The sequence below is a fragment of the Staphylococcus argensis genome (genome assembly GCF_002902305.1).
Classification (GTDB): domain Bacteria; phylum Bacillota; class Bacilli; order Staphylococcales; family Staphylococcaceae; genus Staphylococcus; species Staphylococcus argensis.
This window is the reverse complement of sequence record NZ_PPPX01000016.1, coordinates 140,992-161,815: the sequence shown is the minus strand read 5'-3', so window position 1 is coordinate 161,815 and position 20,824 is coordinate 140,992. Positions and strand designations below refer to the sequence as shown.

The window sequence follows — 20,824 nt, the reverse complement described above, 5'->3', positions numbered from 1 at the left end:
GATGGCAATGTTTCTGGAGAAACTAAGAAAACAGTAACTGACGCGACAGCACCAGAGAAACCGTCGGTTAAAGGCGTAAATAGCACTGATAAAGAGGTTACAGGTACGGCGGAACCAGGTTCCGAAGTAACAGTTAAGTTCCCAGACGGCACAACATCAACAGGAACAGCGGATAACAATGGTAATTACACTGTCGAAATTCCTGATAGCGTTAATCTTAAAGGTGGCGAAGAGCTTGAAGTAACTGCGCCAGACAAAGCAGGCAACACATCTGATAAAGCAACAACAACAGTGGCAGATAAGACAGCACCAGATGCACCAACTGCAGATGACATTACAAGTGAAGATAACGCTATCAAAGGTAAAGCAGAGCCAGGCTCTGAGGTTACTGTAAACATCCCAGGACATGATCCAATCAAAGGAACAGCTGACAATGACGGTAATTACAGCATCGAATTACCTAAAGACCTCCAAGGTGGCGAAGAAATTACAGTTACAGCGAAAGATAAAGACGGCAACGTTTCTGGAGAAACTAAGAAAACAGTAACTGACGCAACAGCGCCAGACAAACCATCAGTTAGAGGTGTAAACAGTACAGATAAAGAAATTACAGGAACAGCGGAACCAGGTTCAACAGTCACAGTGACATTCCCTGATGGTACAACTTCAACAGGAACAGCTGACGACGACGGAAACTACACTGTTAAAATTCCTGACGATGTCGACTTACAAGGCGGCGAAGAACTTGAAGTAACTGCGACAGACAAAGCAGGCAACACTTCAGACAAAGCAACAACAACTGTAGCAGATAAAACAGCACCAAATGCGCCAACAGCTGATGAGATTACAAGCGAAAGTCCGTCAGTTAAAGGTAAGGCAGAACCAGGCTCAACGATTACTGTAAACATTCCAGGTCACGATCCAATCAAAGGAACAGCTGACAATGACGGTAATTACAGCATCGAATTACCTAAAGACCTCCAAGGTGGCGAAGAAGTAACAATTACAGCTACTGACAAAGACGGCAACGTATCAGGAGAAACTAAACAAACTGTTAAAGATACAACAGCGCCTGACACACCAACAATTAATGATGTAACTAGTAGCGATAATTCAGTATCTGGTACAGCAGAACCAGGTTCAACAGTGACGGTAACGTTACCTGATGGTACAAAAGTTACAGGTACAGCAGACGACAATGGTAATTACACTATCGAATTACCTAAGAAGCTTACTGGTGGCGAAGAACTTGAAGTTACTGCAACAGATAAAGCAGGTAACACTTCAAATGCAGCTACAACGACTGTAACTGATACAACAGCACCTACTGAGCCTACGGTTAATGGAGTGAACAGCACAGATAAAGCAATCACAGGCCAAGCAGAACCAGGTTCAACAGTAACAGTGACGTTCCCAGATGGCACAACAGCTACAGGCACAGCCGATGATAATGGTAATTACACAATTGAAATTCCAGATAACGTTAAACTTAACGGTGGCGAAACAGTATCAGTGACTGCGACAGATAAAGATGGCAACACTTCTAATCCAACATCTGTAACGGTGGCAGATACAACAGCGCCAACCACACCATCTATTAACGATATTCATGCTGGCGATACACAAGTTTCTGGTACAGCCGAACCGGGCTCAACAGTGACTGTGACATTCCCTGATGGTACAACAGCTACTGGTACTGCAGACGATCAAGGAAACTACATTATTGATGTTCCAAGTAATGTGAACTTGAAACCAGGTGATTCAGTAAATGTTACTGCAACAGACAAAGACGGTAACACATCAGATTCAGCTGAAGTAACAGTTCAAGAAGGTAACAATGTAGATCCAGGCAATAATGGCTCAGGTGACCAACCTGTAGATCCAGGTCACAATGGCTCAGGAGAGGAACCTACAGATCCATCTACTCACAATGGTGGCAACAATAATAATGGTGATAACAACGGCAGTCATTCAGCAGGTAACAACACTGATCAACCTGCACATCATAACAACGCTGGATCTAATTCAATGAATCATAATCAACCAACAGCACCTGCAGTGAATCCAATAGGTCAACATGATCACGGTATTTCTGGTCAGAACGCGACACCAGGAAATACAATTATCGCGACATTCCCAGATGGTTCAACTGCTACGACAACAGTGAATAATGATGGAACTTGGAATATCAATGTACCAGCAAATACGCATTTTAATAACGGTGACACTGTACAAGTGGTCGAACAAGATGCAAATGGTCATACTTCAAATACAACATCAACAGTTGTAGGAGATAACCACGTAGCTCAAGGCGACAACCAAGATACAGCTGATTTACCAGATACAGGTAACAGCGAATCTAACAAAGGTACAATCTTTGGTACATTATTCGCAGCACTTGGCGCAATCTTCTTATTCGGTAGACGTCGTAAAGATAAAAAAGATGAAGAATAAGCTTGAGCAATAATTAAATATCTTACTTGAATTTCTATAGCTGTCAGCAGGTCTTTAAGGCTTGCTGGCAGTTTTTATATTTTTAAAATGGCTAAACTAAGGACAGTGAGAAATACTAAAAAGGGTTACAAAGTGATACATAAAGAAAGTAAAAATTTCGGCAGAATTCCGAAGCGTGGAACCCTGCCTATAGCTCTAAATTATAATATTGTCTATTAAGCGGGCTTTCGAGAATTTCACAGCAAGTGAGATAAAAATTTGGCCATGTATGACATCTTGTTCTTCTAATTCTGGATAACTATAAACGGCCACTTCTTGAACTTCGCCACTTGTGTGATTATGGAGATAATCTGTTACAGCATTAATAATATTAGCACTATGTCTTTCGCCTTTATCATACATCTCTTTGGCGAGCGTTAGACTTTTGGACAAGTGTACTGCTTCTTGACGTTCTTGTTCAGTTAGATAGACGTTTCGAGAACTTTTAGCTAAACCATCGTCTTCACGAACGATATCAATGCCACGAATTTCAATAGGATGATTAAAGTCTTGAACCAGCTTCTCTACAATCGCAAGTTGTTGCGCATCCTTTTTACCGAAATAAGCGCGGTCAGGTTGGACAATATTAAAAAGTTTATTAACAACAGTCACTACACCTTCAAAGTGGCCAGGACGTTGTGCACCCTCAAGCACTTCAGCCATGCGACCTACCTTCAACGTAATACCTAACGTGTTGGGATACATTTCGTCGACACTTGGGGCAAAAACGTAATCGACACCAGCACTACTTGCGGCTTGCGTATCTTGCTCTATCTGTCTCGGATAAGCTTCGTAATCTTCGTTAGGGCCAAATTGAAGCGGGTTAACGAAGACGCTAATAATGGAAATATCGTTTTCGGATCTAGACTGACGCATCATTGTGAGATGTCCATCATGGAGCGCACCCATGGTCGGAACGAAACCGATAGATTGCCCCTCACGTTTGAATTGGGAGGTTAACGTCTGCATTTCTTTAACTGTAGTAATACATTTAGTCATGATCTTCTACCTCACTCATAATTTGTTTCTTATACGTATGATCATCAGAAGGGAATGCTTGAGATTTCACTTCTTCACGGTATTGCGTTAGCGCTGGCACCCCGATAGAGAAGTCGCCATACGGTTTCACAAATTTCGGTCTGTGATCTGTACCATATTGTAAGATATCGTGATAAACCAAGACTTGTCCATCAGTATGACGACCTGCACCGATGCCAATCACTGGAATAGTAACTGTCTCGCTAATGACTTTGGCGAGATCGCTAGGGATTGCTTCAAGTACAAGCATGATGGCTCCAGCTCGTTCAACCACTTGAGCATCTTTAATGAGTTGTTGCGCTGCCTCTTTTGTACCTGCTTGAAGTTTATAGCCCGTCACGCCTACACTTTGCGGTGTTAAACCGAGATGAGAGACGACAGGAATGCCCATACGCGTCACATTTTTTATAAAATCAGTAAGATGCGCACCTTCAGCTTTAATCGCATTGGCATCTGTTTCTCTATATAACTTCACTGCTTGTTTAATATCATAAGATTCACTTACGCCAACTTCTCCAAATGGAATATCGACGACCATAAATGTATTTGGAGCACCACGACGAACTGCGCGTGCATGGTGAATCATGTCGGCAAGTGTCACTTGAACGGTACTTTCATATCCTAGGACAGTCATGCCCAGTGAATCACCAACGAGTATGGTATCTAGCCCAGCTTCTTCTGCTTGTTTCGCGCTAGGGTAATCATAGGCTGTAACCATGGTGATTTTCTCTTTTTCTTCTTTCATAGTCATTAAATCTTTTAATCGTTTCAATTTAAGCCCTCCCCATATTTGCTATACTTATCATTAGTATAGGTAATTTTATGAGGAAAGGAAAGTTGAGATGACTCGATATGGAGTGGTAGGTCCAGGTGCGGTAGGGACGACGATTGCGTATGAGCTTGCACAGGCTAGTAAGGACGTTCAGTTACTTGGCCGTTCAGATAAAAGGATGGAATATGATCCAGGGAATAGTCAGTCATGTACTACACTTGGAGTAACAGATATTAAGAAAGCAGAGACTTCCTTTGATGTGCTGTTCATTGCAGTAAAAGCGCATCAACTAAATGCTGTAATGCACGATCTTGAGCGACTCATTGGCGAAAATAGTATCGTCATCTTAGCTCAGAACGGTTATCGAGACCTGAATCGTTTGCCAATCAAGCATGTCTATCAAGCGGTAGTATATATCAGTGGACAGAAAGATGGTAACACAGTCACACACTATCGAGATGAAATCCTGCATTTACAAAGGGATGCGCGTACTCAACAGTTAAAACAGGAACTCGATGATAGTGGATTACACATAGAACTTGAAAACAATATTGAATCGACAATTTGGTATAAATTATTAGTAAATCTAGGTATCAATTCAGTAACTGCTTTAGGCAACGATACCGCGCGCGTGTTAAAGGTAGACGGGATGCGTGAATTAGTTAGACATTTAATTAACGACGGTCTTCGAGTTGCACAGGCAGAAGGAATTCAATTTGAAACAACGCTCATTGATGACATTATGAATATTTACGACGGCTATCCTGATGAAATGGGCACAAGTATGTACTACGACATTAAGGATAGAAAGACGCTCGAAGTCGATTACATTCAGGGTTATATCTATGAAAAAGCTAGAGAACATAAGCTCGAAACACCTTATCTCGATACGATTTATACGTTGCTATTAGCGCATCAGGTCTAGTCTTAGTGAAATAATCATGTTGGATGGCTTTTAGGTAAATTATAATTGAGAATAAAGTTCAAAAATAATTATTTGTCATATTGAAAGACTAATTTTTTTATTATAGGCTAAATATAATAGAGTAAAGGAGGAAATATGATGAATCGAACACCTGTAAGAACTCTAGCATGGATTGGAAATGGCCTGAAAATATTAGCCCTTATACTTTTGATACTGGTTTGGATATTTATGAATGTTGGTTCAATGTTTAGCGTGAATTTTATGGACGAGGAAGATGCTTTAGCTTTATTGGGCTTTAATATCGTTTTAGCTATTGGCTTTATCTTCTTTATTATAAGTTTAATCATTAGTATTCTTGCGACAGTTTGGATAGGTAAGAAAGACAAACCAGCTGGTATAATGCTTATTGTCGTTGGAGGCTTGAGCATAATAAGTTCAACTATTATTACAGGAGCGCTTTGGCTTATAGCAGGTATCTTATTACTTGTTATAGTTAATGATGAAAAGAACGATTTATATAACGAACAAACTCAACCGTCGTATGCCGACGCTCAAGAATCACATACTGAGCATGGTAATAGCACTATAAATGAAGACCATACTTCTCCTAACAATCAAGATAAAGATGAAAGCAAAAGTGCTTCGACTTTATCCCATAAGAAAAATGAAAAAGATGATCAACCTTACAAGTTTTAAACTGAATTATGTACTAGGTAAGTATGCGGGTAGTCTAACTCGCAGACTTTTTTACTAAGTAGAAGAAATAAGTGAACGTTTAGGTGTAAAATTCTACAAAATAATTTGAACGGCGTTATTCAATGATTAGAGAAAATAAAAAGACGTTATCTATTAGTAATATTCAGAAAAAAGCTTGACTTACTATTAAAAAATAGTTACCTTATTAACATATAATTCCGACAAAGTTGATAATAGTTGTATGGAATAGGTCTCGTAATGTTAGGGGGTAACATTATAGTATGAGTGAAGAAGTAATTACTTATGATAACTTCACATCTGACCCGTTCAAAGATTTCGAGCCAGATGACGAAACGAAAGGTGCATACCACGTGTTGAAATGGGCATACGACACTTACGGTAATGACATCGTTTATTCATGCAGTTTCGGTGCCGAAAGCATGGTGCTTATAGATTTAATTTACAAAGTGAAACCTAATGCACAAATCGTCTTTCTAGATACAGATTTACACTTTCAAGAAACGTACGATTTAATCGACCGTGTGCAAGAGAAATATCCAGAGTTACGTATCAAGATGAAGAAAACAGAACTCACACTCGAACAACAATCTGAAGAATACGGTGCTGCATTATGGAAGAAAGATCCTAACCAATGTTGCTATATCCGTAAGATTAAACCGCTCGAAGAAGAATTGTCAGGCGCAGTGGCATGGATTTCTGGTTTACGTCGTGCGCAATCTCCAACACGTGCGAATACTGATTTTGTGAATAAGGATGAACGTTTTAAATCTATCAAAGTGTGTCCATTAATTTATTGGGAAGAAGACGAAGTATGGGATTATATTAAATCAAGAGATCTTCCTTACAATAAGTTACACGATCATCATTATCCAAGTATTGGCTGCATACCTTGTACGTCTCAAGTATTTAATTCTGACGACCCACGTGCAGGTAGATGGTCCAACTTTGGTAAGACAGAATGTGGTTTACACACAACAAAACCTTAATTGGGTAAAATTTTTTAAATATAATCCTTAGTATAGCGATAGGAATATATTGCTTTTGAGAGATTGAAAGCAATATTCCTATCTACATAGATTACGATTTTGAATTGTAATAATTTTACTACAAATAGCAGATAAGAGGTGTCATTGAGTGAACTTAAATGTGACGAACAGTCCGTTAACTGAAGAACAAGCAGCGAAAGCCAATGAGTTACTCGCTTCTTTAACACCAGAACAGAAACTGTGGTTTAGCGGGTACATTACTGCAACACAACATATAGGCGGATCAACGACTGGTGAAGCGTCGGACAGTGTAACAACAAATGATAGTGCCGCCAATCTTCCTTCAGGATCAGCGCAAAGTAATGTCGCTCAACCGAAAGCGCGAGATATCACAGTGCTTTATGGTTCTGAAACAGGAAATGCGCAAGGGGTAGCTGAAATGTTTGGCGAACGCCTACAAGGTTTAGGTCATACCATCGAAGTTAAAGGCATGGATGAAATCAAGCCACGTAATATTAAAAAAGTTGAAGATTTATTTATCGTTACCGCTACACATGGTGAAGGGGATCCACCAGATAATGCGATAGAACTTCACGAATTCTTACATGGTCGTAAAGCGCCGAAACTTGAAGGCGTGAGATTCTCTGTACTCGCGTTAGGAGATCAATCGTACGATCATTTCTGTCAAACTGGTAAAGATTTCGACGCGAAACTTGAAGAGCTTGGCGCAGAAAGACTTTACGAGCGTGTTGATTGTGATGTCGATTACGACGAAGATGCTGAGAAATGGATTGCGAAAGTTATAGACGCGCTAAACGAAGAAACGGGGAGCACGGCTCAAGCTGAAGAAGTCGTGAGTGAAACAATTCAATCTGAGAAGCAACAAAAGCATTCTAAAGCTAATCCTTTCTATGCAGAAGTATTAGAGAATATCAATCTAAATGGACGCGGGTCAGCGAAAGAAACAAGACACATCGAATTATTGTTAGAAGATTTCAACGAAGAATATGAGCCAGGTGATTGCTTAGTCGTCCTTCCTGAAAATGACCCTGAACTCGTTAAGCAACTCATTGAAACGTTAGATTGGGATCCAGAACAAGACATCGTGATTAATGAAGACGAAGATAAGATGACGTTACAAGATGCTTTAACACGTCATTTCGAAATTACAAGATTGACTAAACCTTTAGTTCAGAAAGCAGCTACACTATTTAATAACGATGAACTTGCGAAGAAAGAAACGGATTCCGACTGGATTAAGTCTTATATCGATGGTCGAGATTTAATCGATTTAATTCAAGACTTTAAACCTGAAGGACTTAAGCCAGATGACCTATACGGTATGTTACGTAAATTACCACCACGTGAGTATTCGATTGCTAGTAGTTATCAAGCTGCACCAGATGAAGTGCATATCACTGTTGGCGCGGTTCGTTACCAAGCGCACGGACGTGATCGTTCAGGTGTATGTTCTATACAACTTGCTGAACGCATAGAACCAGGTGATACAGTGCCGGTTTATCTCAAACATAATCCTAACTTTAAGTTCCCTAAAGATGAAGAGACGCCAGTAATCATGATTGGACCAGGTACAGGTGTTGCACCATTCAGATCCTATCTTCAAGAAAGAGAAGAGCTTGAACTAGAAGGCAATACATGGTTGTTCTTTGGTAACCAGCACTTTAGAACAGACTTCTTGTATCAAACTGAATGGCAATCTTGGCTTGAAGACGGTTATTTAGAACGTATGGACGTCGCATTCTCAAGAGATACTGACGATAAAGTATACGTGCAACATAAGATTAAAGAGAACGCGAAGTTATTTAATGAATGGTTAGAACGTGGGGCTGCGATTTACGTCTGCGGTGACGAAAAATACATGGCTAAAGACGTGCATGAAGCAATCAAACAAGTGATTAGTCAAGAGCGTCAGATTTCCGAAGATGACCCTGAAGAATTCTTAAAACAACTCAAACGCGATAAGAAATATCAACGGGACATATACTAAAGGAAAGGATAGATTGCATGGTTAAGACTAAAGCTGAAGTAGGGGAAGAGAACTTCGAAGTTCTACACCCTAATGAAAAGCTTAAATATGACAGTAACTTTCTACGCGGAACCATTGAAGAAGGTCTGAATGATCCTTTAACGGGTTCCATATCTAAAGATGATACTCAGATCACGAAATTCCATGGTACTTACCAGCAAGATGATCGTGATTTACGTGACGAACGTCGTAAACAGAAGCTTGAACCTGCTTATATGTTTATGATTCGTGTTCGTCTCCCAGGGGGCACAGCTACTACAGATCAATGGTTAGCGATGGATGAAATAGCTGACAACTATGCGAACGGTACTTTGAAACTTACAACAAGACAAACATTCCAATTCCATGGTGTGTTAAAGCATAATTTGAAAAACTCAATGCAAGGCTTAAATAAAGCATGTCTTGATTCGATTGCGGCGTGTGGGGACGTCAATCGTAACGTGATGTGTAACTCTAATCCTAATCAGTCTGATGTTCATGAAGAAGTGAACCAACTCGCAAATGATATTAGTAACCATATGACACCTAAAACAGGTGCTTATCACGAAATTTGGTTAGATGGCGAGAAAGTTGCACATTCTAAAGATGAAAGTGAAGAATCAGAGCCTATCTATGGTAAGACGTATTTACCTCGTAAATTTAAAATTGGTATCGCAGTTCCACCTTCTAATGATATTGATGTGTACTCACAAGATATTGGACTCGTCGCTATCGTGGAGAACGACCAACTCGTCGGATTCAACGTGCTCATTGGCGGTGGAATGGGTATGACTCACGGTGAAGAACATACGTATCCTCAAATAGGTAAGCTCGTTGGTTACGTACCTAAAGAAGAGATTATCGATGTTTGTGAGAAGATTGTCACTGTACAACGTGATTATGGTGACCGTGAAGATCGTAAACAAGCCCGTTTTAAATATACAATCGACCGTCTAGGTGTCGACACTGTCGTTGATATGATTAATGAGCGGCTTGGTTGGAATATGGAAGAACCAAGAGATTTCGAATTTGAAGATAACGGTGATCGACTTGGATGGGTTGAAGGTAAAGGAATGTATCACTATACTCTATTTATCCTAAGTGGTCGTGTTAAAGATACAGAAGATTATAAGTTAAAAACTGCAATCAAAGAAATCGCGCAAAAACATAAAGGTTATTTCAGACTCACACCGAACCAGAACTTAGTGATTTCTGATGTTAAGCCAGAAGACAAAGATACGATTCAAGAAATCATCGATAAATATGGTTTAACTGACGGTAAACATTATTCTGGTTTAAGACGTAACGCGATGTCATGTGTAGCTTTCCCAACATGTGGCTTAGCGATGGCTGAATCTGAGCGTTACCTTCCATCTTTACTAGATAAAATGGAAGACTTACTAGATGAAGCTAATATCGACGAAGAAGAAATCACTATTCGTATTACAGGTTGTCCAAACGGTTGTGCGAGACCAGCATTAGCTGAAATTGGCTTAGTAGGTAAAGCACCAGGTAAATATAATCTTTATCTTGGTGGTGGCTTTAAAGGAGACCGACTCAGCAAACTCTTCAAAGAAAATATTAATGAAAAAGAAATTCTAGACAGCCTTCGACCTATACTCATTGATTACGGTAAAGAAAAAATGGAAGGTGAGCACTTCGGTGACTACGTTATCCGTGCAGGTATCGTTGAGAAGACTGAAGATGGTACAGACTTCCATAAAAATATTAAATAGAAAAGTGGTGAGACGATGGGCAAAGTGTTTCTTGTAGGTGCTGGACCTGGTGATCCTGATCTATTAACAATTAAAGGTTTAAAAGCAATTCAACAGTCCGATGTCATTCTTTATGATCGTTTAGTAAATAGAGAAATTCTAGAATACGCCAAATCTAATACTAAATTTCTCTACTGTGGTAAGGATCCTAATCGACATTCTTTACCACAATCTGAAACGAATAAGACGATGGTCGCTTTAGCGAAGAAAGACCATACAATTACTCGCTTAAAAGGTGGAGATCCTTTCGTTTTCGGACGTGGTGGTGAAGAAGCGGAAGTATTAGCGCAAAATAATATAGATTTCGAAATAGTACCAGGAATTACTTCAGGCATCGCAGCACCAGCTTATGCTGGTATTCCAGTAACCCATCGTGATTATAGTTCTTCTGTAGCTTTCGTCACAGCAGTGACTAAGGATGATATCGAGGAGAATATCCACTGGGAACATCTCGCTCAAGGACCCGAAACATTATGTGTATATATGGGAGTTAGAAAGTTATCTTATATCTCTCAAATGTTAATCAATAACGGACGTGCTGCTGACACACCAGTAGCCCTCGTTCGTTTGGGTACCACTTCACAACAGGAGACGGTAGTAGGGACTTTAGATAATATCGTTACTAAAGCTCAGGGTATCCAGAATCCTGCGATGATTATCGTTGGAGAAGTGGTGAACTTACGAGATAAGATTAGTTGGTTTAAGGAGATGTCATTAGCTAAAAACATACCATCTGTTACGTTAAATTAGTACACTAGTAGTAAATACAAAGTGATCTAATTTAGAACGATAAAGAGAGGTATATAAGATGACATCTCACATGCCAATTATGGTTGATTTGCATAATAAACACGTAGTCGTAATCGGAGGCGGAAAGGTTGCTGCACGACGTATCAACGTCGTAGTGCGCTATACCTACAATATCACTGTCATTAGTCCAGAGGTGCATAATGACATTCGCTCTCTGATTGAACAGGGAATAATTGATTGGCAGGCACGCCGCTACCAAAGTAATGATGTGCAGAATGCAGATTTCATCATCATTGCTACAGATAATTCCGAGTTAAACGATTCGATTAGTCGTGAAGCGTCAAACTCTGCTTTAGTGAATGTAGCGAGTAATGCAGAAGCGGGTAATGCTACGTTTCCAAGTATTATTCATAGAGGCAAGTTGACGTTAAGTGTATCGACTAACGGAGCAAGTCCACAATTAACGAAACAAATTAAAAATGAATTAGAGACGAAGTATAACGAATCATATGAAAGTTATATAGACTTTCTCAACCAGTGTCGAATCAAAGTGAAACATACTTCGCTCAGCGCTTCAGAAAAGCAGAGTTTATTGAAATCTCTGCTTTCAGAAGATTATTTCTCACAGATGCAACAACAAGAAATGCTTCAATATCTTGATAGATTAACTTAATTAAGAACTGGGGGACGGAAAGGATATGCGGAAATTATTAATATTTGCCTTAGCGGGTTTCGTAGCACAATTGATTGATGGCTCCTTAGGCATGGGGTTCGGAGCTTCCTCATCCTCTATACTATTAACTTTCGGTATCACACCAGCCATCGTCTCAGCAACTGTACACTTTTCAGAAATAGCTACGACAGCAGCATCCGGAACGTCTCACCTTAAATTTAAGAACGTCCATAAACCGACAATGATTAAACTCGCTGTCCCAGGAGCAATTGCAGCATTTCTAGGTGCAGCCTTTCTCACACATATTAAAGGTGACAACATCAAACCTTTTATTGCGACGTTTTTACTCTTGATGGGATTCTATATCTTATATCAATTCTTGTTTAAAAGAAATCACCCATCTGAGGGACACAAAGTCGGAAAGATAAATAGTTTTCTAATTATTCCTCAAGGCTTAATTGCAGGAATATTAGATTCAATAGGTGGTGGCGGTTGGGGTCCCGTCAACACACCATTACTTCTCTCTAGTAAGAAACTGGAACCACGTTATGCGATTGGGACAGTTTCTGCAAGTGAATTTTTCGTAACGATTTCCGCCTCATTAAGCTTTATCATCTTTTTAGGCGTTAGCCAAATTAATTGGGGCTTAGTCATCGCATTAAGTGTAGGTGGCATGATTGCTGCTCCTATTTCAGCTTTTCTCGTACGTATACTTCCTGTCAATGTATTGGCGGTATGCGTAGGAGGACTGATTATCTTTACGAATAGCAACGCGTTGTTACAATATCTTGTTTCTAATGCAGCGCTTGCGAATACGATTAAAGGTATTATTGTCTTTCTATTCGTAATTCTCATTCTTTATGTGGTGAATCGAAACCGGTCTTTTAAGAGAACTAAAAATAAAAAGAAAGTTGAGGTATAAACAGATGGCAGTTTCAAATGACATTATCAATAACACAATCAAACCGCACGGAGGCGAACTGATTAATCGTACTCTAGAAGGTCAAGAGCGTGAAACACTCATTCAACAAGCTCAAGATTTCCCAAGTGTAACGCTCAATCCATGGAGTCTTTCTGACCTTGAATTAATTGGTATTGGTGGATTCAGCCCACTTACTGGTTTCATGGGTGAAGCAGATTACAATAAGGTAGTTGAAGACACACATTTAGCTAATGGGTTAGTTTGGAGTATTCCAATCACACTTCCAGTAGATGAAGCGAAAGCAGATGAACTTAATGTCGGTGATCGCGTTGCATTATATGGCGAAGACGGTGAACTTTACGGCGTCTTAGACTTGGAAGAGAAATTCAGTTATGACAAAGAAAAAGAAGCGCGTGAAGTATACGGTACTACTGACGACAACCATCCAGGTGTTAAAAAAGTTTATGAAAAAGGCTCAATTTATCTCGGTGGTCCAGTTTATTTATTAAACCGTCCAAAACATGATGAATTCTCTGATTATCACTATGATCCAGCTGAAACACGTCAGATGTTCGCTGACTTAGGTTGGAAGACAGTGGTAGGTTTCCAAACGCGTAATCCAGTTCATCGTGCACATGAATATATTCAAAAATCAGCTTTAGAAATTGTAGATGGATTGTTGTTAAACCCACTCGTAGGTGAAACGAAATCAGATGATATCCCTGCGGACGTTCGTATGGAAAGTTATCAAGCGATACTCAAAAATTATTTCCCAGAAAATAGAACTCGTTTAGTAATCTATCCTGCCGCAATGCGTTATGCAGGTCCTAAAGAAGCCATTCTGCACGCGACTGTACGTAAAAACTATGGTTGTACGCACTTTATCGTAGGTCGTGACCATGCAGGTGTCGGCGATTACTACGGAACATACGAAGCACAAGAACTCATTTCACAATATGAAGATGAATTAGGCATTCAAATATTAAAATTTGAGCACGCATTCTACTGTGAAGTATGTGGCAATATGGCGACAGCGAAGACTTGCCCTCACGACAGTTCTAAACATCTTCATTTAAGCGGTACAAAAGTACGTGAAAAACTTCGTAATGGTGAATCATTACCTAAAGAATTCTCACGTCCAGAGGTTGCTGAAGTCTTAATCAATGGACTTAAAGAAAAATAATATTTGAGGAGTGAAATGATGGGTGAATCAACAAATATTACTTGGCATGATTCAGAAGTAACGAAACGAGATCGTCAACAACTTCATGGCCATAAAAGTGCAACGCTATGGTTTACAGGATTATCAGGTTCTGGTAAATCAACAATTTCTGTAGAGTTAGAGAAATCTTTATTTGAACATAAAAAACATGTCTTCCGTTTAGACGGCGATAATGTTCGTCATGGGTTAAATAAGAATCTAGGGTTTAGCCCTGAAGATCGTCAAGAGAACATTCGTCGTATCGGCGAAGTAAGTAAACTAATGGTAGATGCAGGGCTCATCACCATCACCGCATTTATTTATCCTTATCGAGAGGATAGAGACAATGTAAGAGCGATGTTAGATGACGACGAATTTATCGAAATTTACACGAAATGTAGTGTTGAAGAATGCGAACGTCGTGATCCTAAAGGACTTTATAAGAAAGCTAGAACAGGTGAAATCCCAGAATTCACAGGAATTAGTGCACCTTATGAAGAACCACGTAATCCTGAAATTACAATTGATACTGAGCAACTAGACGTTAAAGATGCTGTAACTCAAATTCTAAATTACTTGGAAGAACATCAATATATTTAATGGATAAACTTTAAAGGAGGAGACCTCATGAACTTAGTAGGAAGTATTATTTTAATACTATTTATTATCTTTATTGCAAGTATTGCGATTAACGCGATATTATTAGCGAAAGGCACAGAGCGTCGTCGATTTTTCTTTGAAACGAATTTACTCTCTAAGTTCATGTTGGGGTCTTTCATCCTTTTAAGCATTATCTTAGTAGTGGTTGGACATTTTCATAATTAAACGAATTGAATGATAGTGGAATCTATCAAAAATGTAATTTCTGAGTAGCACGGTATAAGGAACATCTTTATAATCGTGCTACTCTTTTTCTATATGCAGTAAATTAAAGAAAAAGGCTATTATTGAATTCTGAATTATGATAATCTTTAATACAATTAGCTTTTCATATTAAACGAAGGGGAGTTGAAACTATGGAATGGCTTAAGTTAATAGGTATTGCGATTATCATTATTGGATTCTTAGTCAAAATAGATACAATCGCGGTTATCCTAATCGCTGCTATAGCGACTGGGTTAGTTTCAGGGATGGACTTTACTCAAATATTAGCTACTTTAGGAAAGGCTTTCGTGGATCAACGCTTAGTGACGTTGTTCGTGCTAACGTTGCCGATGGTAGGGCTCATTGAACGTTTTGGACTAAAGAAACAAGCATCTAATTTAATTGGTAAAGTACAAAAAGTGACGAGTGGAAGGTTAATGACTTTGTACTTAATTCTGAGAAAAGTAGCGGGGCTAGCTTCTATTCGTATCAATGGTCATCCACAATTTGTACGCCCACTTATCAATCCTATGACTCAAAGTGCACTACGTACACGTTACAACTTAGATCAGAAAGATGTAGATCCAAAGGATATTGATAAGATTAAAGCTCAAACCTCTGCTATGGAGAATTACGGGAACTTCTTTGGACAAAATTTGTTCATTGGTTCAGCAGGTGTATTATTGATGGCTGGAACGTTCAAGTCATTACATATTAACGTAAATGCAGTTGATCTTGTCTTAGCTTCACTACCTATCGCTGGGGTAACGATTGTGATTGTCTGGCTTAATAACATCTTGTTTGATCGTTATTTAGATAGAAAGTATGGTCGATCTCACAAAGGGGTGCGTAACGATGAGTGAAACAGTAATAAATCGAATTCTTGAATGTTTCTATATACTAGCTGGTTTGCAATTCATCTATACAGCATATAGAGCTTTGAAAGCACCTGACAAAGGTAAGCGGGTAGGAACTGCACTGTTCTGGTTAATACTTGCAATATTATTTATTGCAGGGCCATATCTTCCTAACGTCATAAATGGTTTACTCATCGTGTTCATGGGTATACTCACACTCTTCAAACAAGTCGCGATTAAAAATATCATCGATGTAAATGAGCGTGAAGTAGAACAAGGTGCACGTCGTTACGGAAATAAATTATTCATACCTGCATTAGTTTTAGCAGTCGTAGCAGTCATCGTTTCGAATTGGACACCTTTAGGAGGAGCGATAGGCTTAGGTGTATCTTCAGTTGTAGGTCTCATCGCCGCGTTAATCGTCATAAAACCTAAAGCGAAATACATACTGTATGATAGCGACCGTTTAACGCAACAGGTGGGTGCAGTAGGGATTCTACCTCAATTTCTCGCTGCTCTAGGTGTACTATTTACAGCGAGTGGCGTGGGTAAAGTAATCTCTCATGGTATTTCTTCATTTCTACCTGAAGGAAGTCACCTCGTGGGCTCCATCGCTTATATATTAGGAATGGTGCTCTTTACGATGTTAATGGGGAATGCATTTGCAGCTTTCACTGTTATAACTGCAAGCATAGGAATTCCTTTCGTAATCGCTCAGGGTGGCGACCCAGTTATTGCAGGCGCACTAGCTATGACCGGTGGTTTCTGTGGCACTCTGATCACACCTATGGCAGCGAACTTTAACACATTGCCTGTTGCATTGTTAGAAATGAAAGACGAATTTGGTGTGATTAAGGCACAATTACCGATAGCACTACTGCTTATTGTTGCTCATATTGCTTTAATGTACTTTTGGGCATTTTAACAAACCTAATTAATAATAGGAGGATTTGCGTATGAACATACTAGTTGCAGCATTTGATCCGTTTGGTGGAGAAAAGATTAATCCAGCACTTGAAGCGGTGAAGTCTTTAGAAGATACAATTGGTAATCATCAAATTACAAAGTTGGAGATTCCAACAGTTTTTCATAAATCAAAACAGGTAATTGAACAAGAACTTGAACAACGTGACTATGATGCGGTGTTAGTGGTAGGACAAGCAGGTGGTAGATTTGAACTTACTCCTGAACGTATCGGAATTAACGTAGATGATGCACGTATTCCAGATAATGAGAAGCATCAACCTATTGATCAAAGTATCCAAGCAGAAGGTGAAGCAGCTTACTTCTCTAATATGCCTGTTAAAAGGATGGTAGAGGCAATCAAAGAAGCTGGCGTACCTGCTAGATTGTCTAACACTGCAGGAACTTTTGTGTGTAACCATATCCTATATCAACTAGGTTATTTACAAGCGACACGTTTCTCAAATATACGCTTTGGCTTTATTCATGTACCTTATGTACCTGAACAAGTGACAAATAAACCCAATCAACCGTCGATGGCTTATGAAACAATGGTTAAAGGCTTAACCGCGGCAATTCGAGTGATAGATCAACAAGATGAGAAAGTCGCATTAGGAGAAACGCACTAAATTAGACTGAATTGGCATATAGGACGTTTGATGCACTCATCATATATCGGCGGGCAACGCCAAAGCAAATCGCAGTTATTCAATTTTTAGACGGAAGGTAGTAACAGAAATTCAGCTTCACCAGAAATTTTCACAAAAATAACATAAGTCAAGATAGGAAAAAATTAAATCACGTAAAAACGAGGTTACTTTTACACCTCGCACAATTATCCAACTAAAAAAGCTACTTCCACTGCGCGAGGGAAGTAGCTTTATTGCGTCAAAAATTATTGTTTAGCGAGTTCTTTAAAGTTCTCAAGACGACGTTGTTTCTCTTCGTCGCTAATGTTGTGGCGTTTAACATAACGGTTACGTTCGTCTGCTGCACATTCGTAACTGCATGCGCCTAAGTAGCGTTCTTCGTTCTCTTCTGAAACGAGAATTTGTTTGTTACATTCTGGATTACTACAGTTGATGTAACGTTCACATGGCGTGCCGTCGAACCATTCTTTACCGACAACTGTCTTGTTCACATGGTTCACGTCAACGCTGATACGTTCATCAAACACGTACATTTTACCATCCCAGTATTCACCTTGAGTCTCAGGATCTTTACCGTATGTCGCGATACCGCCTTCAAGTTGACCTACGTCTTCGAAACCTTCACGTTTGAGCCAACCAGAGAATTTCTCACAACGAATACCGCCTGTACAATAAGTGACAATCTTCTTGCCAGAGAGTTCATCTTTGTGATTTCTGATCCAATCAGGTAGATCTCTGAAGCGAGTAATATCAGGGCGAACTGCGCCACGGAAGTGACCTAAGTCATACTCATAGTCGTTACGTGCATCAAGGATGATTGTGTCATCTGATAATAACGCTTCTTTAAATTCGCTTGGTGAATAATATTTACCAGTGAGTTCTTTCGGATTCACATCTTCATCTAAATCAAATGCGACAATCTCTTTTCTAGGGCGTACGTGCATCTTCTTGAATGCGTGTTCTTCAGCTTTATCTTCTTTAAATACGATATCTTTGAAACGTTCATCTGAACGGACATGTTCTTTATATTTTTCTGTTGCTTCAACTGGGCCTGATAACGTTCCATTGAGTCCTTCTGTTGAGACTAGGATACGTCCTTTCAAGCCGAGTGATTTACAGAAATCTAAATGTTCTTGCGCAAATGTTTCTGGATCATCGATAGTTACGTATTTGTAATATAGTAAGACTCTATAATCCATACTCATACTTACCTTCTCCTTTATATTATGATTACTTTATATGTTAACGATAACTCCAACGCTTTGAAGTGAATAATTGAGATAATTGCTAAGCGATAATACTACTCATTAAGGGGAATTAAACTGTTTAACAGTAATATTCTAACATGTATGTCAATCCTATATGAGCGAGTTGCCTATAAATATTCATAAATAGTTACACCCCACTATTATGCCTTAAATAGCAGGGTAGGGGATATTAATTTGTTTCATCAACGATTTGCCGCATAAATATCATTTTTAGACGTCGGGCAGACTGCTCACCCTGTTAAAACGCATGGTTATCCCATTTTCAACCTAATCGTCGAGCTGTATTTGGGAGTTGTTTTTCTAGAAAAGGTGTGATAAATCTTAAAGATAATAAGAGTACTACTTAAAAATTTGAAGTAAAGGACGAGTGTGAACAGTGAAAGAAGTAGTGTTGGGCATTGATGTTGGTACAAGTTCAGTAAAAGCGATTGCGGTCGACAAGCAAGGTTCGGTCGTAGCGGTAGCGAAAGAAGAATTGAATATTTATCACGACTTTCCGGGTTACAGTGAACAGGACCCCGATGAATGGTTTGAAGCAGCGGCTTCCTGTGTGAAGCAACTTCGCCAAGATGAAGCGATGGCTGAGTACGTGATTAAAGGATTGTCGTTTTCAGGACAAATGCATGGCTTAGTGCTATTAAACGAAGTGTTAGAACTCTTGCGTAGAGCAATACTCTGGAATGATACACGTTCTTCAGAGCAGTGTAAACAGATTATTAATCAATTAGGGAATTATGTGCTTGGAAATCCAGTTCTGGAAGGCTTTACTTTAACGAAATTATTGTGGGTGAAAGAGCACGAACCTAAGAATTGGGAACAAGCCCATGTCTTCATGTTGCCGAAAGATTATGTGCGCTTTAAATTTACGAATCAGATCAATATGGAGTACTCTGACGGTTCAAGTACATTACTCTTAGATCCGGTAACGAATGAGTGGTCGAAAGAAACAGGCGAGTGCTTTGGCATGAAAGATATTTATCCTGAGTTGGTTCCTTCTACAGCGAAAGTGGGTCATATCACAGCGTCGTTAGCACGAGAACTCGGCTTAGAAGATGATGTTGCAGTCTTCGCTGGTGGAGGAGATAACGCATGTGGTGCAGTTGGCGCTGGCGTGATGAATGCGAACGAAACGCTTTGCAGTATTGGAACCTCTGGTGTTGTTCTTTCTTGTGAAACCGAAGAAGATAAGACGATGTATCACAATATCCATATGTTTAAGCACGCCAAGATGCACATGTCGTATGCGATGGGCGTCACACTCGCAGCTGGCGATAGTTTGAGTTGGTTGAAACGTACCGTCTTTCCTAATTTAGACTTTGCAGAAATTGTAGATTTAGCGGCGCAATCACAACCTGGAAGTAATGGATTGCTTTTCGCTCCGTATCTGTCAGGGGAACGCACGCCGCATGGTGACGCAAATATTCGAGGTAGTTTCATAGGTCTGAGCGGTATGCATACTGAAGCGGATATGGCACGTGCTGTCCTAGAGGGAATTACATTCTCGCTCTATGACTCAATTGCTTATTTGCGCGAGACAGGTAAAAATATTTCAGAAATCGTAGCGATTGGTGGCGGTGCACAAAGTGAATTCTGGCTTCAACTTCAAGCCGATATCTTTAATGCTGATATTAAAAGTTTACGCAATTCAGAAGGTCCAAGCATGGGTGCTGCGATGATTGCGGCATACGGTTTAGGTTGGTTTGAGTCATTAGAAGCCTGTGTAGATCAATTTATTGAATACGGTGCAGTGTATCATCCAAATACTGAGCGTCACCAACGTTATCAGGAATTTTACAAGTTATATCAACAAGTTTATCCGCAAACGAAAGACATCACAAAAGGTCTGTTAGAGTTAACACGCAAACATTAAGTTTCTAATTACACGTTTGAATCCGCTTGCAAGATGTCTCGGCTTGCGTTAATATAAAAATTGAATTACGAACT

19 protein-coding genes are annotated in these 20,824 nt (G+C 39.6%); 16 read left to right on the top strand and 3 right to left on the bottom strand.

The annotated features are described in order from the left end of the window. A partial coding sequence (locus CD039_RS09670; protein ID WP_206169776.1) for an Ig-like domain-containing protein occupies positions 1-2,454 on the top strand: 2,454 nt, incomplete at its 5' end. A gap of 195 nt (positions 2,455-2,649) precedes the next feature. On the opposite strand, the gene panC is transcribed toward CD039_RS09670, so the two are convergent. Both panC and panB read right to left on the bottom strand, forming a co-directional pair. Continuing rightward, positions 2,650-3,492, bottom strand: a complete 843-nt coding sequence (gene panC / locus CD039_RS09665) for a pantoate--beta-alanine ligase (RefSeq protein WP_103372134.1) — start codon at positions 3,490-3,492, stop codon at positions 2,650-2,652. Further along, positions 3,485-4,303, bottom strand: coding sequence for a 3-methyl-2-oxobutanoate hydroxymethyltransferase (gene panB / locus CD039_RS09660; RefSeq protein WP_103372133.1), 819 nt, complete (start codon positions 4,301-4,303; stop codon positions 3,485-3,487). Before panB ends, panC begins: the two co-directional genes overlap by 8 nt. Positions 4,304-4,373: 70 nt before the next feature. Between panB and CD039_RS09655 the strand changes: the two genes are divergently transcribed. The 14 genes from CD039_RS09655 to pcp all read left to right on the top strand — a co-directional run bounded on the left by CD039_RS09655 (position 4,374) and on the right by pcp (position 17,591). Continuing rightward, positions 4,374-5,228 carry an oxidoreductase gene (locus CD039_RS09655; protein WP_103372132.1) on the top strand — a complete coding sequence of 285 codons (855 nt, stop codon included), beginning with the start codon at positions 4,374-4,376 and terminating at the stop codon, positions 5,226-5,228. Positions 5,229-5,366: 138 nt separating this feature from the next. Continuing rightward, positions 5,367-5,924, top strand: a complete 558-nt coding sequence (locus tag CD039_RS09650) for a DUF4064 domain-containing protein (RefSeq protein WP_167386257.1) — start codon at positions 5,367-5,369, stop codon at positions 5,922-5,924. A 281-nt stretch (positions 5,925-6,205) separates the two neighbouring features. Continuing rightward, positions 6,206-6,931 (top strand): phosphoadenylyl-sulfate reductase, encoded by a 726-nt coding sequence (locus CD039_RS09645; protein ID WP_103372130.1) that lies wholly within the window; start codon positions 6,206-6,208, stop codon positions 6,929-6,931. A gap of 148 nt (positions 6,932-7,079) precedes the next feature. Next, positions 7,080-8,939: an assimilatory sulfite reductase (NADPH) flavoprotein subunit gene (locus tag CD039_RS09640; RefSeq protein WP_103372129.1), complete on the top strand. Its 1,860-nt coding sequence runs from the start codon at positions 7,080-7,082 to the stop codon at positions 8,937-8,939. A 17-nt stretch (positions 8,940-8,956) separates the two neighbouring features. Continuing rightward, entirely contained in the window at positions 8,957-10,693 is a 1,737-nt protein-coding gene (locus CD039_RS09635) for an NADPH-dependent assimilatory sulfite reductase hemoprotein subunit (RefSeq protein WP_103372128.1), read from the top strand. A 15-nt stretch (positions 10,694-10,708) separates the two neighbouring features. Continuing rightward, complete coding sequence (gene cobA / locus CD039_RS09630; protein WP_103372127.1) at positions 10,709-11,482, top strand: uroporphyrinogen-III C-methyltransferase; 774 nt, start codon at positions 10,709-10,711, stop codon at positions 11,480-11,482. A gap of 58 nt (positions 11,483-11,540) precedes the next feature. Further along, on the top strand, positions 11,541-12,155 hold the full coding sequence (locus CD039_RS09625; RefSeq protein ID WP_103372126.1) for an NAD(P)-binding protein: 615 nt from the start codon (positions 11,541-11,543) through the stop codon (positions 12,153-12,155). Positions 12,156-12,180: 25 nt separating this feature from the next. After that, entirely contained in the window at positions 12,181-13,077 is an 897-nt protein-coding gene (locus tag CD039_RS09620) for a sulfite exporter TauE/SafE family protein (protein WP_002472641.1), read from the top strand. Between the two features lie 4 nt (positions 13,078-13,081). Further along, entirely contained in the window at positions 13,082-14,260 is a 1,179-nt protein-coding gene (gene sat, locus CD039_RS09615; protein ID WP_103372125.1) for a sulfate adenylyltransferase, read from the top strand. 18 nt (positions 14,261-14,278) lie between these two features. Next, positions 14,279-14,878, top strand: a complete 600-nt coding sequence (cysC, locus tag CD039_RS09610; RefSeq protein WP_103372124.1) for an adenylyl-sulfate kinase — start codon at positions 14,279-14,281, stop codon at positions 14,876-14,878. A 27-nt stretch (positions 14,879-14,905) separates the two neighbouring features. Next, complete coding sequence (locus CD039_RS09605; RefSeq protein WP_103372123.1) at positions 14,906-15,103, top strand: hypothetical protein; 198 nt, start codon at positions 14,906-14,908, stop codon at positions 15,101-15,103. A gap of 191 nt (positions 15,104-15,294) precedes the next feature. Further along, on the top strand, positions 15,295-16,005 hold the full coding sequence (locus CD039_RS09600) for a DUF969 domain-containing protein (RefSeq protein WP_103372122.1): 711 nt from the start codon (positions 15,295-15,297) through the stop codon (positions 16,003-16,005). Beyond that, on the top strand, positions 15,998-16,924 hold the full coding sequence (locus CD039_RS09595; RefSeq protein ID WP_103372121.1) for a DUF979 domain-containing protein: 927 nt from the start codon (positions 15,998-16,000) through the stop codon (positions 16,922-16,924). Before CD039_RS09600 ends, CD039_RS09595 begins: the two co-directional genes overlap by 8 nt. 31 nt (positions 16,925-16,955) lie before the next feature. Continuing rightward, positions 16,956-17,591 carry a pyroglutamyl-peptidase I gene (pcp, locus tag CD039_RS09590; protein WP_103372120.1) on the top strand — a complete coding sequence of 212 codons (636 nt, stop codon included), beginning with the start codon at positions 16,956-16,958 and terminating at the stop codon, positions 17,589-17,591. A 266-nt stretch (positions 17,592-17,857) separates the two neighbouring features. Here pcp and trhO read toward each other — a convergent pair whose 3' ends face one another. Beyond that, positions 17,858-18,811 carry an oxygen-dependent tRNA uridine(34) hydroxylase TrhO gene (trhO, locus tag CD039_RS09585; RefSeq protein ID WP_049408360.1) on the bottom strand — a complete coding sequence of 318 codons (954 nt, stop codon included), beginning with the start codon at positions 18,809-18,811 and terminating at the stop codon, positions 17,858-17,860. A 445-nt stretch (positions 18,812-19,256) separates the two neighbouring features. Here trhO and xylB point away from each other — a divergent pair, with 445 nt between their 5' ends. Continuing rightward, on the top strand, positions 19,257-20,750 hold the full coding sequence (gene xylB / locus CD039_RS09580) for a xylulokinase (RefSeq protein WP_103372119.1): 1,494 nt from the start codon (positions 19,257-19,259) through the stop codon (positions 20,748-20,750). Positions 20,751-20,824 lie beyond the last annotated feature (74 nt).